At 63.4% G+C, this 16,392-nt stretch carries 12 protein-coding genes; 8 read left to right on the forward strand and 4 right to left on the reverse strand.

Translation table 11 applies throughout. The annotated features are described in order from the left end of the window. The first annotated feature begins 30 nt into the window (after positions 1-30). The 3 genes from uvrB (at position 31) to RI444_RS10575 (ending at position 4,676) form a co-directional block, all read left to right on the forward strand. Positions 31-2,130, forward strand: coding sequence for an excinuclease ABC subunit UvrB (gene uvrB, locus RI444_RS10565; RefSeq protein WP_062096835.1), 2,100 nt, complete (start codon positions 31-33; stop codon positions 2,128-2,130). A gap of 168 nt (positions 2,131-2,298) precedes the next feature. Continuing rightward, positions 2,299-3,324: a TerC family protein gene (locus RI444_RS10570; RefSeq protein ID WP_021470392.1), complete on the forward strand. Its 1,026-nt coding sequence runs from the start codon at positions 2,299-2,301 to the stop codon at positions 3,322-3,324. Between the two features lie 26 nt (positions 3,325-3,350). Beyond that, positions 3,351-4,676, forward strand: coding sequence for an MFS transporter (locus tag RI444_RS10575; protein WP_207604771.1), 1,326 nt, complete (start codon positions 3,351-3,353; stop codon positions 4,674-4,676). Between the two features lie 21 nt (positions 4,677-4,697). Here the strand turns inward: RI444_RS10575 and RI444_RS10580 are convergent, their stop codons facing one another. From RI444_RS10580 to RI444_RS10595, 4 genes are read right to left on the reverse strand one after another with little or no spacing between them, the layout of a single operon-like run. Then, positions 4,698-6,044: an alpha/beta fold hydrolase gene (locus tag RI444_RS10580; RefSeq protein WP_062096837.1), complete on the reverse strand. Its 1,347-nt coding sequence runs from the start codon at positions 6,042-6,044 to the stop codon at positions 4,698-4,700. Further along, positions 6,037-6,549 carry a GNAT family N-acetyltransferase gene (locus RI444_RS10585; protein ID WP_062096838.1) on the reverse strand — a complete coding sequence of 171 codons (513 nt, stop codon included), beginning with the start codon at positions 6,547-6,549 and terminating at the stop codon, positions 6,037-6,039. Before RI444_RS10585 ends, RI444_RS10580 begins: the two co-directional genes overlap by 8 nt. Before the next feature lie 49 nt (positions 6,550-6,598). Beyond that, the gene (locus RI444_RS10590; RefSeq protein ID WP_207604772.1) at positions 6,599-7,984 is read right to left on the reverse strand and encodes a CoA transferase; all 1,386 of its coding nucleotides are present in this window, start codon (positions 7,982-7,984) and stop codon (positions 6,599-6,601) included. 23 nt (positions 7,985-8,007) lie between these two features. Next, complete coding sequence (locus tag RI444_RS10595; RefSeq protein WP_316963908.1) at positions 8,008-10,542, reverse strand: DEAD/DEAH box helicase; 2,535 nt, start codon at positions 10,540-10,542, stop codon at positions 8,008-8,010. Positions 10,543-10,625: 83 nt separating this feature from the next. Between RI444_RS10595 and RI444_RS10600 the strand changes: the two genes are divergently transcribed. The 5 genes from RI444_RS10600 (at position 10,626) to RI444_RS10620 (ending at position 16,367) form a co-directional block, all read left to right on the forward strand. Continuing rightward, positions 10,626-11,399, forward strand: coding sequence for a trans-aconitate 2-methyltransferase (locus RI444_RS10600; RefSeq protein ID WP_207604774.1), 774 nt, complete (start codon positions 10,626-10,628; stop codon positions 11,397-11,399). A gap of 142 nt (positions 11,400-11,541) precedes the next feature. Next, positions 11,542-11,922, forward strand: a complete 381-nt coding sequence (locus RI444_RS10605) for a GntR family transcriptional regulator (protein ID WP_021470399.1) — start codon at positions 11,542-11,544, stop codon at positions 11,920-11,922. A gap of 65 nt (positions 11,923-11,987) precedes the next feature. Beyond that, complete coding sequence (gene uvrA, locus RI444_RS10610) at positions 11,988-14,915, forward strand: excinuclease ABC subunit UvrA (RefSeq protein ID WP_207604775.1); 2,928 nt, start codon at positions 11,988-11,990, stop codon at positions 14,913-14,915. A gap of 80 nt (positions 14,916-14,995) precedes the next feature. Beyond that, complete coding sequence (locus tag RI444_RS10615) at positions 14,996-15,712, forward strand: HAD hydrolase-like protein (protein WP_316963909.1); 717 nt, start codon at positions 14,996-14,998, stop codon at positions 15,710-15,712. Then, positions 15,699-16,367 (forward strand): lysophospholipid acyltransferase family protein, encoded by a 669-nt coding sequence (locus tag RI444_RS10620; protein ID WP_021470402.1) that lies wholly within the window; start codon positions 15,699-15,701, stop codon positions 16,365-16,367. Before RI444_RS10615 ends, RI444_RS10620 begins: the two co-directional genes overlap by 14 nt. Positions 16,368-16,392: the final 25 nt, after the last annotated feature.

Raw genomic sequence — 16,392 nt, forward strand, 5'->3', positions numbered from 1 at the left:
GGTGTCCGCAGGCGGGGGTAGATTGAATTCATGAGCCTTGCCCAGGAAATCAACCGCGTCGTCGCACCGTTTGAAGTAGTCAGTGAGTATAAGCCTGCCGGCGATCAACCGGCGGCGATTGCCGAGCTTACGGAGCGCATCAACAACGGCGAAAAGGATGTTGTCCTTCTGGGGGCCACCGGTACAGGCAAGAGCGCCACCACTGCCTGGCTCATCGAGAAGGTACAGCGACCCACGCTGGTCCTTGTCCAGAACAAGACGCTGGCAGCACAGTTGGCCAACGAGTTCCGTGAGCTCCTGCCCAACAACGCGGTGGAGTACTTCGTTTCCTACTACGACTACTACCAGCCGGAGGCCTACGTAGCGCAGACGGATACCTTCATCGAAAAGGACTCCTCCATTAACGAGGAAGTTGAAAGGCTCCGCCACTCGGCCACCAACGCGCTGCTGACCCGCAGGGACGTGATTGTGGTTGCCACGGTTTCCTGCATCTACGGTCTGGGAACTCCCGAGGAATACATTGCGGGCATGGTCACGCTGCGCAAGGGCGCTGAGATGAACCGCGACCACCTCCTCCGCAAGTTCGTCTCGATGCAGTACACACGGAACGACATGGACTTCCACCGCGGGACCTTCCGGGTCCGCGGCGACACCGTGGAGATCATTCCCATGTACGAGGAACTGGCGCTGCGGATCGAATTCTTCGGCGACGAGATCGAGAACATCCAGACCCTCCACCCGCTCACCGGTGAGGTTATTCGCGACGAGGAGGAAATGTATGTCTTCCCTGCCTCGCACTACGTTGCCGGTCCCGAACGGATGTCCCGGGCCATCAAGAGGATCGAAGACGAACTCGCCGACCGCCTGAAGGTCCTTGAAAGCCAAAACAAGCTTGTTGAGGCCCAGAGGCTGCGGATGCGGACCACCTACGACCTCGAAATGATGCAGCAGATGGGCTTCTGCAACGGCATCGAAAACTATTCCGCGCATATTGATGGGCGTGAACCGGGCACGGCTCCGCACTGCTTGCTGGACTACTTCCCGGATGACTTCCTGCTGGTGGTTGATGAGTCCCACGTGACCATCCCCCAGATCGGTGCCATGTACGAGGGCGACATGTCCCGTAAGCGCAACCTGGTGGACTTCGGTTTCCGTTTGCCTTCGGCCATGGACAACCGGCCGCTGAAGTGGGACGAGTTCCTCGAACGCATCGGCCAGACCGTCTACTTGTCAGCAACGCCGGGTAAGTACGAGCTCGGCAAGGCGGACGGGTACGTCCAGCAGATCATCCGGCCTACGGGCCTGGTGGACCCCGAGGTGGTGGTCAAGCCGACCAAGGGCCAGATTGACGATCTCCTGGACGAGATCAGGATTCGAACCGCCAAGGACGAGCGCGTCCTGGTGACCACGCTCACCAAGAGGATGGCCGAGGACCTGACGGACTACCTCATGGGCCACGGCGTCAAAGTGGAGTACCTGCACTCGGACGTCGATACCCTGCGCCGCGTGGAACTGCTGCGCGAGCTGAGGATGGGTGTCTTCGATGTCCTGGTGGGCATCAACCTCCTCCGCGAAGGCCTGGACCTGCCGGAAGTGTCGTTGGTGAGCATCCTCGATGCGGACAAGGAAGGCTTCCTGCGGTCCTCCACCTCCCTGATCCAGACCATCGGCCGTGCGGCGCGTAACGTCTCAGGCCAGGTGCACATGTACGCGGACAAGATCACTGATTCGATGGCACAGGCCATCGATGAGACAAACCGCCGCAGGGCCATCCAGGTGAAGTACAACAAGGATCACGGCATCGATCCCCAGCCGCTCCGCAAGAGGATCGCGGATATCACCGACCAGCTGGCCAAGGAAGACGCCGACACCCAGGAGCTGCTGAACAACAACAGGCTCGCTAAGGGCGGCAAGCGGGGCAAATCCTCGACGAAGGCTGCCGCCACCGTCCGCCAGGACGGTCTTGCGGCAGCGCCTGCCGAAGACCTGGTGGGGCTGATCGAACAGCTCACGGAACAAATGCACGGTGCCGCTGCTGAGCTTCAGTTCGAAGTCGCAGCCCGGATCCGGGACGAAGTCAAGGAGTTGAAGCGCGAGTTACGCCAGATGCAGTCGGCCGGCCACGCCTAGGGTAAAGTTGGCTCAACGTAGGGGAGTATCCCAAGCGCTACGTCCGTCAACACGCAAGGCACAGATGCCTCGCCGGGCCTAGCGGGCCGCCACATCGCGCCTTGGAGCGCATCGGCAGGCCGGAGAGACTTACACCATTTTCCCGTACCCTGCGAAAGGCCTTCTTTAATGGAGCTCCCTGTCTGGTTCGAGGTCGGCTCGTTCGTCGCCCTCGGAATCATCTTGGCCATAGACCTGCTTTTGGTGGTCAAGCGTCCCCACGAACCGTCCATGAAGGAAGCCGGCCTGTGGGTCGCCTTCTATGTGGCTTTGGCTTTGGTCTTTGCCGGTGCCATGTTCTACTTCACCGGCCCCGAATACGGCGGCCAGTTCGTCGCAGGTTGGGTCACTGAGTACAGTCTCAGCATCGACAACCTCTTCGTGTTCATCATCATCATGGCCAGGTTCTCCGTACCCAGGAAGTACCAGCAGGAAGTACTGATGGTGGGCATCATCATCGCGCTTGTCCTGCGGGGTATCTTCATTGCCCTGGGCGCCGTGGTCATCGAACAGTTCAGCTGGGTCTTCTACATCTTTGGCGCATTCCTTCTCTGGACGGCCTGGAAGCAAGCGACGGATTCCGGCGAGGATGAAGAGGACGTCGAGAACCCGCTGATTGCCCGCCTCCGCAAGGTCCTGCCGATGTCCGAGAAGTTCGACGGCGGCAAGCTCCGGACCACCGTGGACGGCAAGAAGGTCTTCACGCCCATGCTGATCGTGTTCATCACGATCGGCATGACGGACCTGCTGTTTGCCGTTGATTCAATTCCGGCAATCTTCGGCCTGACGCAGAGCGCCTTCATCGTGTTTACCGCCAACATCTTCGCCCTGATGGGCCTGCGCCAGCTGTACTTCCTGCTCGGCGGCCTGATGACCCGCCTGGTCTACCTGAAGCACGCTTTGTCTGTGATTCTCGCTTTCATCGGCGTCAAGCTTGTCCTGCACGCCATGCACGTTAACGAGCTTCCCTTCATCAACGGCGGCCGGCACATCGAGTGGGCTCCGGAGATTCCGACCTTCGTTTCCCTGGCAGTGATCGTCGGAACCATCGTCGTCGCCGTCGTCGCCAGCCTGCTCAGCCCGGCGGCCCGGCGGGCAAAGATCGACGCCCGGTTGGAAGAGGATGCAAAGAAGTCCATGAGCCAAGCCGACTAGGCATGGCTTGGCTGTAGTCTCTTGGGGTGACTACCACTTCATCAACGGCGCTGGATCCGCAACGGGTCCAGCGCCGTTCTGTTGCCCTGCTCAGCGGTGCCCAGCTCTTGAGCGGCATCGGAAACGGCGCTACGTTGTCCATCGGCTCCCTGCTGGCCGTCGACCTTTCCGGCTCGCAAGTCTGGGCCGGGTCCGTCACCACCATCCTCACCCTTTCAGCCGCTGTGTTCGCCTTGCCACTTGCCAGGCTCGCAGAGCAGCGGGGGAGAAGGACGGGGTTGGTCGCCGGGCTGGTCGCTGCACTGGCCGGTGCGCTGCTGATGATGGCTTCAGTGGTGGCGGGATTGTTCCTGCTGCTCCTTCTGGGCGGGGCTTTCCTCGGCCTCGGCACCGCCGCCAACCTCCAGGCCAGGTTTGCCGCCGTCGATCTTGCGGACGCGGAGCATCGCGGAAGGTCGCTCTCCACTGTGGTGTGGGCGATTACCATCGGTGCAGTGGCCGGGCCCAACCTCATCCAGCCCGGCGCAGTGGTGGGAACCGCGCTGGGGATGCCACCAATTGCCGGCCCTTTCGTCTTCTCCGCAGCGGGCTTGTTCCTCGCAGCCGCGCTGCTCTTCTTTGGCCTCAGGCCGGACCCGCTGCTCCTTTCCCGCCGCCTGGCCTCGGAAGGGTCAAAAAGCGCCCTTCCCCCGGCCCGGGGTACCGTCCGTTCGGGATTGGCCGCAATCCGCGCGTCGCGACCGGCCCTTTTGGCACTCTGCGCAGTGGTTACTGCCCACGGCGTCATGGTCGCCGTCATGTCCATGACGCCCCTGCACTTGCAGCAACTCATCGCAGGAACCTCCACTGCGTCCGGGCACCAGCACGCCTCGGTGAGCGACAGCACCGACGCCCTGGTAGTGATCGGGTTGACTATTTCCCTCCACATTGCCGGTATGTTCGCGTTGTCCCCGGTCTGGGGTTGGCTTACTGACAAAGCGGGCCGCTATGCGAGCATCATCGCGGGACACGGGCTGCTGCTCGTCGCCGTCGTCGTCGCCGGATTGGGCCAGCATGAGCCGTCGCTGGTGACCGTAGGCCTGATCCTGCTGGGGCTTGGCTGGTCGGGTGCCACGATCGCAGGCTCCACGCTCCTTGCCGAAAGCGTCCCGGAAAGCCAACGGGTAACCGTACAGGGTGTCTCTGACACTCTCATGGGTGCTGCCGGGGCTTTGGGCGGCGCGACGTCAGGCCTGGTCCTGGCCTCGGCCGGGTATCAGGGCCTCAATACAGCCGGGGGCGTGCTGGCCGCAGCGGTGCTCGCGTTCGCGGTCACCGCTGCGACCCGTCGGAAGTCGGCCACCTCCGCCTAGGTGAAGCAACTCCGCGGCTTATCAGCTGCCGGGACGGACCAGCCCCAACAGGCGCCGGAATATGCCTTCGCCGTCTTCGCCGATACCGTCGTGGTGGAAGGCATCGGTCACCCAAGGCTGGAGGCCCCGTACCGCCGACGCAGTCTCCATGGATAATGCGTGGTCCACGTAAATGTCGTCCTGATACACCGCGGCGGCTACAGGAACAGTGTTCGTCGCGAGCCTCTGCGTGTCATAGAGGGGACCCCAGTCCGCCTTGCTGGCAAGCAACTCCGCGACCGGTTGGAAAGGCACAAGCGCAGGATCCTGCACGAAGTACCAGGGATAGACCATTTCGCCGGTGAGAAGGGGTTCGTCCGCGGAGGGTTCGAACTCCGGGTACTCCTCCAGGACCCGCCAGGCTGCCCACTTGGTGGCCTCGCCCTGCGCGTAGATGGACTCGTGCAGTACGGCGTACAGCGGGTTGCCGGCACGGCTCACAAGCGAACGGACCTGCTCAAGGAACGCTTCGGACAGACGGGGTCCCGTGGCTGTTTCGATGAACGCGTCCTCCAGGAGGTAATGCAGGGCATCTACCCGCGTGTTGCCACCGAGGAATGAGCCCACCATCTGGAACCTTTCCGGGGTGAGCCGCTCGCCGCTGGCCAGATGCTCTGGTTGGTCCGCCAGATGGCGCATGATCCGGGTAATACGCCCGCGGTCTTCGGGGTACCAGGCGAAGTATTCGGCGTTGCGCGCGGCAACGCGACGGAAGGTAGCACGGTACACCCGTTCGGCCGGCCCTTGGAGGGGCGCGAGGCCGCCGGTGATAAGGACTTCACGAAGTCCCTCCGGTGCAAAGGACAGGTAAGTGAGTGCGCAGAATCCGCCGAAGCTTTGGCCCAGCACCGTCCAAGGTTCCGCCCCGAGGATCCGGCGAATCATCTCGGCATCGGCCACGATCGAGTCAGCCCGGAAGTGCGCCAGGTACTCGGCCTGCCGCTCTGCGTCTCCGCGACGTGCCAACGATTGGAATTCAATGGGCGTGGACAGGCCGGTACCGCGCTGGTCCAGCATCAGGATGCGAAAATCCTTGGCCGCAGCCTTCATCCAGCCGGACAGGGAGGTTACCCGGTTGCCGCGTCCGCCCGGTCCACCCTGAAGGTACAAAAGCCAGGGCAAGCGTGCCGCGTCCTCCGCCGAGTGTTCCGTGGAGGTGTACTCGCGGGCGAAGACCGTGATGGACTCTTCGCCAGGGATTGCCTCGCGGCCGTTATGGCCCGCCCAAGCCTCCACCGGGCCATGGTCAAGGGGCACCGTGAAGAAGTGTTCCACGGTGCGGAGGCCCCGGAACTCGTGCCTTGCGCGGATGCTGTGCAGTTCAGCCACGCGCCAACGCCCTGTCCGGCGCCCCGGCTGCCGATCCGAAAGTATGAAGGGCTTCGCCCGTCAGGCGGAACGTGGACCACTCCTCCATGGGCAGCGCGCCCAGGTTCTTGTAGAACTTGATGGACGGTTCATTCCAGTCCAGGACGCTCCACTCCACGCGTGCGTATCCGCGTTCGACGGCGGTAGCGGCCAGGTACTGCAGCAGCGCCTTTCCGTGGCCCTCGCCACGGGCTTCGGGCCGGACATAGAGGTCCTCGAGATAGATGCCGTGGACGCCCTCCCACGTCGAATAGTTCAAGAACCACAGGGCAAATCCTTGGACCTCGCCGGCCGCGTTCTCTGCCATGTTTGCGAACACCCGGGGGTTGTCTCCGAAGAGGACCTCGGTGAGTTTTTCGGGCGTGTTCTTGACGGCGTCCGGTTCTTTTTCGTAGATGGCGAGGTCATGGATCATGCCAAGGATCGCGGGGACATCATCAGCGGTTGCGGGGCGGATTACACTCATGGTTCCGAGCTTACTAGCGCCCGGCCCCGGGTGCCTGATGCCGCAAAGCTCAGGCCTTGCCCCACAAGAGCTGTGACGAGCCATAGGCCACAGGCGCGCGGGTGTAACTGACAGGAACACCGTCGGCCAGCAGCGGCGGACCGACGAACCGGAGATGGCCGTGGACGCTCTCCATCCCGTGGTATCCAGGTTCCGGCAGTGGCTCCGGCAGTGACGCCGGCTCGTGGCCGGGAACCTGGGCCGGAAGGAGTCCGGCCCCGAAAAGCTCCTCAGCGGTGCGGACCAGCGACATCGTGGCCACACCGCCCCGGCCCGTGCGGGTCCGTTCGGCAAGCAATCCCAGAATGGCCGCTGCCAGGCCGTAGCCCGTTGCGTGGTCCAACGCCTGGACCGGAAGCGCACCCGGCCGCCATCCGGCGTCGCCGTCGCTTCCGTAGTCAGCAGCGATGCCACAGGCGGCTTGGACAATACTGTCGAAACCCCGGCGCTCCTGCCACGGACCGGCACCCCAGGCGTTAAGCGTCGCCACCACCAGTCCACCATTGTCCCGTGCCAGATCACCCGTTCCCAGTCCGAAGCGCTCCAGGCTTCCGGATCGGTAGCCTGTGACCACGACGTCGGCCCGTGCCACCACAGCGCGCACCTCGTCCAGAACCGAAGGCACCGAGAAGTCCGCCACGACGCTTCGTTTGTCGAATCCGCAATCGAGGAACGCATCGGGAAGTTCGGGAAGTCCGGGCGGGTCGATCCGGAGGACGTCCGCCCCCAGCGCGGCGAGGAGCCGGGTGGCCGTTGGTCCCGCTATGACCCGTGTCAGGTCGAGGACCCTCAAGCCCTTCAACGGACGGGCGGCATCGCCCCCCGGCACCCAGCAGCGTTCCCCTGATGATCCCCCGGACTCCCTCAGCGCGATCCAGGGACCGCGGCTTGCCGCCTGGTGCATGGGGGAGCGGGTCCATTCCGCTCGGGTTCGAACAGCCGCGGCAACGCCGCCTTTGGCGGTAATCACTGATTCCGCTTCCGACGCTGTCAGCTCCCTCAAGGCGGGGCCGACGTCGGCGGTTGAGGAAACGCAAAGGGCCTGCAAAAGCCTGGCCGCGTGGTGCGGATAGTTGGCATGCAACCTGACCCAACCGTCCGACGTCGGACGGAAGCCGGAGAGGGGCGCGAAACCTTCCGGCTGCTTTCCGGCGATCCGCAAGTGCCGCAGCGAGTCAAAGGCGGCTGCGGTCCCCGCTGACGGGACCGAATAGGCCGACGTGCCTGTCAAGGCGTTGAGGGCGGTCGCCGCAGCCTGGACCGACCCAATGGCGAGGCCCTCCACATCCAAGGGCCCGCGCCACCACAGGCGCGGCCCGGACCATTCCGCAACAGGCACGTCCTTGACGGCCTCCAGTGTACGGAGGCTGTCGGCCAGGTTGGGAACAGGATGCATTCGCGCCTCTTCGCTATGACCCGCTACAAGCGGCCGGCGTCGGTCACGCGGACCACGGCGGTTCCCGTTTCATCGGAGGCCTGGAGGTCGACTTCCGCCGAGATACCCCAGTCGTGGTTGCGGGCGGGGTCGTCAAAGATTTGGCGGACGAGCCACTTCCCGGGTTCCTCGGTGATGATCAGCAACCCGGGTCCGCGGGCATCGGGACCTGTTCCAATGTCGTCGTGTTCGTCGAAGTAGTCGTCCAGGACCTCTTCCCAGCGATCGCCGTCCCAACCGCCCTCGCCGTCGAGTTCGCCCAAGGCGGCCGAGTCTTCGTCAGCAAACAGCTCCACCCTGCGGAACATCTCGTTGCGCACCATCACCCGGAATGCCCTGGCGTTGGATGTCAACGACGGCGGAGGCGGCGGGGGAGCATCATGCGGCGTCGGAGCCAGCCCGGCCGTCAGTTCCTCCCATTCGTCAAGGAGGCTCGAGTCCACCTGGCGGACCAGTTCCCCCAACCATGCGATGAGGTCTTCGAGGTCCTCCCGCAGCACGTCCTGGGGTACGGTCTGCCGCAGGGCCCGGAAGCCGTCGGCGAGGTAGCGCAGGACGATCCCTTCGGAACGTGCCAGGCCATAGAACTGGACGAACTCGCCGAAATTCATGGCGCGCTCGTACATATCGCGAATGACCGACTTGGGCGCCAACTCGAAGTCACCCACCCACGGTGCCGCCTTGCGGTAGACCTCAAAGGCCTCGCCCAGAATTCCGGCAAGGGGCATCGGGTACGTGACTTCCTCCAGCATGGCCATGCGTCGGTCGTACTCGATGCCATCCGCCTTCATGGCTGCGACGGCCTCGCCGCGGGCCTTCTTCTGCTGGGCAGAAAGGATCTGGCGCGGCTTCTCAAGCGTGGCCTCGATGACCGAGACGACGTCCAAGGCGTACGACGGCGACTCCGGATCGAGCAGCTCCAAGGCAGCCAGCGCGAAGGGGGAGAGAGGCTGGTTGAGGGCAAAGTTGGGCTGCAGATGGACCGTCAGCCGCACGGAACGGCCCTCAGCGTCCTGTTCCCCGGGAGGAACGCGCTCAACGACACCTGCCGCCAGCAGTTCGCGGTAGATACCCAAAGCCTTCTTCATGAGCTTGAGCTGGGATGCCCTGGTTTCGTGGTTCTCCGTCAGCAACCGGCGCGTCGCCAGGAAGGGGTCGCCCGGCCGTTCCAGCAGGTTCAACAGCATTGCGTGGGTGACCGTAAAGCTCGAGCTCAGCGGTTCCGGCGTCGATTCCACCAGTTTGTTGAATGTCGGTTCCCCCCAGGAGACAAAACCTTCAGGCGGCTTCTTCTTCACCACTTGGCGGAGCTTCTTCTGGTCGTTGCCGAACTTCGCGGTCGCCTTGGCCATGGCCTTTGTGTTCTCGACAACGTGTTCCGGAGCCTGCACCACCACTGTCCCGGCGGTGTCGTACCCGGCCCGGCCCGCACGGCCGGCAATCTGGTGGAACTCGCGGGAGTTAAGCAGCCTGGTGCGAACGCCGTCGTACTTGCTCAAAGCGGTGAGCAGCACCGTGCGGATAGGGACGTTGATACCGACGCCCAGGGTGTCCGTGCCGCAGATGACTTTCAAGAGTCCGGCCTGGGCCAACTGCTCCACGAGCCGGCGGTACTTGGGGAGCATTCCCGCGTGGTGCACCCCAATTCCGTGGCGGACAAGGCGGTTCAAGGTCTTCCCGAAGCCGGCCGCGAACCGGAAGTTCGCGATCAGCTCGGCGATGCGGTCCTTTTCTTCGCGGCTGCACATGTTGATGCTCATCAGGTTCTGCGCGCGCTCGATCGCTTCCGCCTGGCTGAAGTGCACCACATAGACCGGCACCTGCTTGGTGGAGAGCAACTCCTCCAAGGTCTCGTGGACGGGGGTGACGTGGTAGTAGTAATGCAGCGGGATGGGCCGCTCCGCCGAGCTCACGGTGGTTGTGGGCCGCCCGGTCAACTCCGTCAGGCCGCGCTCGAACCGGGTGACGTCGCCCAAGGTGGCGGACATCAGCAGGAACTGTGCCTGCGGCAGTTCCAGCAGCGGCACCTGCCACGCCCAGCCGCGTTGCGGGTCGGAGTAGAAGTGGAACTCGTCCATCACCACTGAGCCAAGTTCCGCAGCCGCCCCCTCGCGCAGCGCGGTGTTGGCCAGGATTTCGGCCGTGCAGCAAATGATGGGGGCGTCCTGGTTGACCCCGGAATCGCCGGTGATCATGCCGACGTTCTCCGCGCCGAAAATCTCGCAGAGGGCAAAGAATTTCTCGGAGACAAGCGCTTTGATGGGAGCGGTGTAGTAGCTTCGTTGGCCCCGGGCCATGGCCTCGAAGTGGGCCGCGATCGCCACCAGCGACTTTCCTGAACCCGTGGGCGTCGCCAGGATGACGTTGTTGCCTGCGGCGAGTTCCATGATGGCCTCGTCCTGAGCGGGATAGAGCTGCAACCCGCGGCTCTCCGTCCATTCGACAAACCGCGTGTAGATCTCGTCAGGGTCGAGGGGCCCGGCGCCGGTGGAAGCTGGAAGCTGCTCTGGAAGTTTCATTGGTTTCCAGCTTAGTGCCCGGACGCACTAGGCTCGCTCAGGTCAGCAGTACCCGGTCCGGAGCTTGCCTGAAGGGTTGTCGAATGAAGTGGGATCCCAGTAGATACGTCCAGTTCGGTGACCATCGTGACCGTCCCTTCCATGACCTCGTTGCCCGGATCCGGGCCGATGACCCCACCCGGGTGGTGGACCTTGGATGCGGGCCCGGCAACCTTACCGCCACCTTGGGAAGGCGTTGGCCGGAAGCACGGGTGACGGGGATCGATTCGTCTGCCGAAATGCTGTCCAAAGCTGCCGCGCTGGCCGAGCCCGGCCGCCTCGGCTTCCAGCACGGCGATATTGCCGATTGGCAGCCGGAGCCGGACGTGGACGTCGTCGTCACCAATGCAGCACTCCAATGGGTCCCCGGCCATCAGGAAATGCTGGCTTCCTGGTTGCGCGCTTTGCAGCCAGGGGCCTGGTTTGCCTTGCAGGTCCCCGGCAATTTCACCTCGCCGTCACACACCCTGATGCGTGAACTCGCCGACTCGCCGGCCTGGGCGCCGCGCCTGGCCGGTGTACTGCGGCACGACGCCGTCGGCAGCCCTGCTGACTACCTGAACATCATGCTCGACGCCGGTTGCACGGCTGACGCTTGGGAAACGACCTACCTGCAGGTGCTCCCGGGCGAGGACCCTGTCCTTGATTGGGTGCGGGGCACTGGACTCCGGCCGGTACTGGCAGCCCTGTCTCCGGCCGAGGGAGCCGAATTCGAGCACGAATACGCCGCTATGCTGCGTCAGGCCTACCCTCCATCGAAGCATGGCACCGTGTTTCCGTTCAGGCGGATCTTCGCCGTGGCACAGAGGAATCCGTGACAGGCAACAGCGCCGTACGCTTTCCCGCGAGCCGTCACAGCTTGTCCCGGCACTTCGACGCTGGTCTAATTTTCGGCATGGACCAAGGACGTTTCGCTGATCAAGGCACCGCCGCCCAGGTGCCGCCCTGCCGGTGCCCGCAATGACCGGCAACGGTGAGTTTCCTGGAAACTGGCGTCCGAACACCAACAGCGGGGTTGCCCTGTTCGAGCAGTTGAGGCTGCGGATCATCGAACTGGCCGACTCCGGCGTCCTGGCCGTGGGTGCCAAGCTTCCCCCGGTGCGGAACCTTGCCGGGGTCCTTGATGTTGCGCCCCACACTGTTGCCCGGGCCTACAAGGAACTCGAAGCCGCCGGCGTCGTTGCCACCAGGGGCCGCAATGGGACCGTGATCTGCGCCCGCGACGACCGGTGGGGCGCTTTGGCCGAAGTCGCCGCCCAATATGCGGCAGCCGCGAAGGCCCAGGGGGCATCGTTCGCGGAGGCGGTGCAGCTTCTGGCCGCAGCCTATGATGCCGACTGATACCGCCGGGTAGGGTGTGAGCAACGACATGGAAATTCGAAGACGTTTTCGACTAGCATTGTTGGGTGCCCAAAGCCTTAGCTGAAGATACAGCCGTCCATGACCTGAACACTGTTTCCGTCGCACCTGACGCCAAGCCCGTGCGCCCGGATCTGTCGCGCCTGGTGGTCAAGGGTGCGCGTGAGCACAACCTCCGCAATGTCGACCTCGATCTTCCCAGGGATGCGATGATCGTCTTCACCGGGCTCTCCGGATCCGGTAAGTCGTCCCTTGCCTTCGACACCATCTTTGCTGAGGGCCAGCGCCGCTACGTCGAGTCGCTGTCCGCCTATGCGCGCCAGTTCCTGGGACAGGTGGATAAGCCCGACGTCGACTTCATCGAAGGCCTCTCGCCCGCGGTCTCCATCGACCAGAAGTCCACCAGCAAGAACCCGCGCTCAACCGTTGGCACCATCACCGAGATTTACGACTACATGCGCCTCTTGTGGGCCCGTGTGGGACGTCCGCACTGCCCGGTCTGTGGTGAGCCCATCACGCGGCAGACTCCGCAGCAGATTGTCGATCAGCTGCTCGAGCTCGACAAGGGCACGCGCTTCCAGGTCCTCGCCCCGGTGGTCCGCGGCCGCAAGGGCGAATTCGTGGATCTCTTCAAGGAGCTCACGGCCAAGGGCTACTCCCGCGCCCGGGTGGATGGTGAACTGGTCCAGCTCAGTGAAGCTCCCAAGCTGGGAAAGCAGTTCAAGCACACCATTGAGGTTGTGGTGGACCGCCTGGTGGTCAAGGAAGATATTGGCCAGCGCCTCACCGACTCCGTGGAAACCGCCCTGGGCCTGGCCGAGGGCCGCGTACTGGTCGAGTTCGTTGACCTCGACGCCGAGGACCCCGCACGGATTCGCGCTTTCTCCGAGAACCTGGCATGCCCCAACGAACATCCACTGGCCATTGACGAGATCGAACCCCGCTCCTTCTCCTTCAACAACCCTTTCGGCGCCTGTTCTGCCTGCAGCGGCATCGGTACCAAGCTTGAGGTGGACGAGGAACTGATCGTTCCCAACCCGGAACTCTCCTTGGCCGAGGGCGCCATTGCGCCGTGGTCGATGGGCAGTGCCACCACGGAGTACTGGAACCGGCTCCTGGTAGGTCTTGCCTCGGAGCTCGGCTTCTCCATGAATACGGCCTGGGAAAAACTGCCGAAGGACGTCCGCAACACGGTCTTGCACGGCAAGGACCACAAAGTGGTTGTGCAGTACCGGAACCGCTTTGGCCGTGAGCGCAAGTACAGCACCGGCTTCGAGGGCGCCATCCAGTATGTGCACCGCAAGCACGGCGAGACGGACTCCGATTGGGCGCGGGACCGGTACGAAGAGTACATGCGCCAGATTCCCTGCCCCGAGTGCAACGGTGCCCGCCTCAACCCGGCATCCCTCTCGGTGCTCATCAACGGCAAATCCATCGCCGAAGTCGCTGCGCTGCCCATGCGGGAGTGCGCTTCCTTCCTCGGCAACCTGACGCTCACCGGCCGTGAAGCGCAGATTGCACACCAGGTCCTCAAGGAGATCCAGGCCCGCCTGACGTTCCTCCTGGACGTCGGCTTGGAGTACCTGAACCTGGAGCGCCCGTCCGGCACCTTGTCCGGCGGAGAGGCCCAGCGTATCCGCCTGGCCACGCAGATCGGTTCGGGATTGGTGGGCGTCCTCTACGTACTGGATGAGCCTTCCATCGGCCTCCACCAGCGCGACAACAGGCGCCTCATTGAGACCTTGACCCGGCTGCGGGACCTGGGCAACACCCTCATTGTGGTGGAACACGATGAAGACACCATCCATGAGGCCGACTGGGTAGTGGACATCGGACCGGGCGCAGGTGAGCACGGTGGCCAGGTGGTCCACTCGGGCACCTACAAGGAACTGTTGGCGAACACGAAATCCCTGACCGGTGATTACCTGTCCGGGCGCCGGAAGATCGACGTCCCCGCCAAGCGCCGCAAGTACGACAAGAAGCGTGAGCTGAAGGTCGTTGGGGCACGCGAAAACAACTTGAACAACGTGGACGCGACCTTCCCGCTGGGTCTGTTTACTGCCGTGACGGGCGTCAGCGGCTCCGGAAAGTCCACTCTGGTCAACGAGATCCTTTACAAGGTCCTCGCGAACAAGCTCAACGGTGCCAAGCAGGTAGCCGGAAGGCACCGGACAGTGAACGGCCTGGAGCACCTGGACAAGGTGGTCCACGTCGACCAGAGCCCCATCGGCCGGACCCCCCGGTCCAACCCGGCAACCTACACCGGGGTCTTCGACAACATCCGGAAGCTCTTCGCGGAAACAACGGAAGCCAAGGTTCGTGGCTACCTGCCAGGACGGTTCTCCTTCAACGTCAAGGGCGGCCGCTGCGAAGCCTGCTCGGGAGACGGCACGTTGAAGATCGAAATGAACTTCCTGCCGGACGTGTATGTGCCCTGCGAGGTCTGCCATGGTGCCCGCTACAACCGGGAAACGCTGGAAGTGCACTACAAGGGCAAGACCATCGCCGATGTCCTCAACATGCCGATCGAGGAAGCTGCCGAGTTCTTTGCGGCGTTCACTCCGATCGCCCGGCATTTGAAGACCTTGGTGGACGTCGGCCTCGGGTATGTTCGCCTTGGCCAGCCGGCCACCACCTTGTCGGGCGGCGAAGCGCAACGCGTGAAGCTGGCAGCCGAGCTCCAGAAACGCTCCAACGGGCGCAGCATCTACGTGTTGGATGAACCCACCACCGGCCTGCACTTCGAGGACATCCGGAAGCTCCTCATGGTCCTTCAGGGCTTGGTGGACAAGGGCAACACGGTGATCACCATCGAACACAACCTGGACGTGATCAAGTCCGCCGACTGGATCGTTGACCTCGGTCCAAACGGCGGCTCCGGAGGCGGCCGGGTGGTGGCCACAGGCACGCCCGAGCAGGTGGCCAAGTCGACCGAGAGCCACACGGCAAAGTTCCTGGCCGAGATTCTCGGTTAACGGCCCTTTACTGCGGTCGAAGTATTCCCGTAGCGGCATGCGAGTTTCAGGCATGCCGCTACGTGTGGGAAACTAAGCCGGTGACTCATACAAAGGTGCCCGTAATTTTCGATCTGGACGGCACCCTTGTCGATCCAGCAGGCGGTATCACGGGAGGCATCTCGACTGCCCTGCGGGAAATGGGACTACCGGTTCCGGACCAGGCTGTGCTGAATTCGATGGTCGGACCCAAGCTCAGCGACGCGTTGCTGAATCTTGCGCAGGTGCCCGCGGCCCTGGTGGATGAGACCATCCATCGCTACCGGAGCCATTACCGGGACACCGGAATTGCCCAGAGCAAGCTCTACCCCGGCATCTTCGATCTCTTGGAGTTCTACGCCGAGTCGGGCCGGCCTACCGCTGTGGCAACGCAGAAACCGCAAGGGATTGCGCGGCTGGTTCTTGAGCACCACAACATCGCAGACTTCTTCGTTGCCATTCACGGAGCTCCGGACGACGAATCACTCGGTACGAATGCCGCCCCCGGCAAGGTTGGCATCGTGGGGGCCGCGTTGGCCTCACTGCACAGCCAGCCGGCAGTCATGGTCGGCGACAGGCATCAGGATGTCGCCGGGGCCATGGCGAACGGCCTGTACTGCATTGGTGTCAGGTGGGGGTTCGCTCCCGACGGCGAACTTGAGGAAGCCGGGGCCGTGGCCGTGGTAGCCACGACGCTGGAACTGCGAAGCAAAATTGAAGAACTTGATGCTGTCCGAGCGGCGGCCCTGAGCGAGGTACATAACGATGGCAGTATTTGATGCGATCCGGTGGACTACCCGTGGACTGATTTCCACCACGTGCCGGCCAACGGTCATCGGCCTTGAGAATGTGCCCAAAGAAGGCCCCTTCATCGTCGCACCCAACCATCTTTCCTTCCTGGACAGCGTCATTGTCCAGGCGCTCATGCCTCGGCCGGTAGCTTTCTTCGCCAAAGCCGAATACTTCACCACCAAGGGCGTCAAGGGCGCCGTCATGAAGTCCTTCTTCGAAGCTGTGGGTTCCATCCCCGTCGAACGCGGCGAACAGGCAGCCAGCGTCCAGGCATTGAAGACCCTGCTGGATATCCTCGAGGATGGCAAGGGCATTGGCATCTACCCTGAGGGAACCCGATCCCGGGACGGGATCCTGTACCGCGGACGGACCGGAGTGGGCTGGTTGGCGTTGACCACTGGCGCACCTGTCATTCCGGTGGGACTCATCGGCACTGAGAAGCTGCAGCCGGCAGGCAGGAACGCTGTGCGCCCCCAGCACTTCACCATGAAGGTGGGAGAACCGCTGTACTTCGAAAAGACCGGCCCTGACCATTCACTGCCGGCCCGGCGCGAAGTTACTGACCGCATCATGGATGCCATTGCGGCGCTCAGCGGGCAGGAGCGGTCCACCAGCTATAACCAGAGCAAGGCGGTGGAGTAGCCCGCCCGGGTACCCGCCATCCAGT

The organism is Paenarthrobacter sp. AT5 (assembly GCF_032764245.1).
GTDB classification, from domain to species: domain Bacteria; phylum Actinomycetota; class Actinomycetes; order Actinomycetales; family Micrococcaceae; genus Arthrobacter; species Arthrobacter ureafaciens.

What these genes read in the sequence shown, in the direction of transcription:
- uvrB (WP_062096835.1), top strand. Translation starts at nt 31, where the DNA reads ATGAGCCTTGCCCAGGAAATCAACCGCGTCGTCGCACCGTTTGAAGTA.
- RI444_RS10570 (WP_021470392.1), top strand. Translation starts at nt 2,299, where the DNA reads ATGGAGCTCCCTGTCTGGTTCGAGGTCGGCTCGTTCGTCGCCCTCGGA.
- RI444_RS10585 (WP_062096838.1), bottom strand. Translation starts at nt 6,549, where the DNA reads ATGAGTGTAATCCGCCCCGCAACCGCTGATGATGTCCCCGCGATCCTT.
- RI444_RS10590 (WP_207604772.1), bottom strand. Translation starts at nt 7,984, where the DNA reads ATGCATCCTGTTCCCAACCTGGCCGACAGCCTCCGTACACTGGAGGCC.
- RI444_RS10595 (WP_316963908.1), bottom strand. Translation starts at nt 10,542, where the DNA reads ATGAAACTTCCAGAGCAGCTTCCAGCTTCCACCGGCGCCGGGCCCCTC.
- RI444_RS10600 (WP_207604774.1), top strand. Translation starts at nt 10,626, where the DNA reads ATGAAGTGGGATCCCAGTAGATACGTCCAGTTCGGTGACCATCGTGAC.
- RI444_RS10605 (WP_021470399.1), top strand. Translation starts at nt 11,542, where the DNA reads ATGACCGGCAACGGTGAGTTTCCTGGAAACTGGCGTCCGAACACCAAC.
- RI444_RS10620 (WP_021470402.1), top strand. Translation starts at nt 15,699, where the DNA reads ATGGCAGTATTTGATGCGATCCGGTGGACTACCCGTGGACTGATTTCC.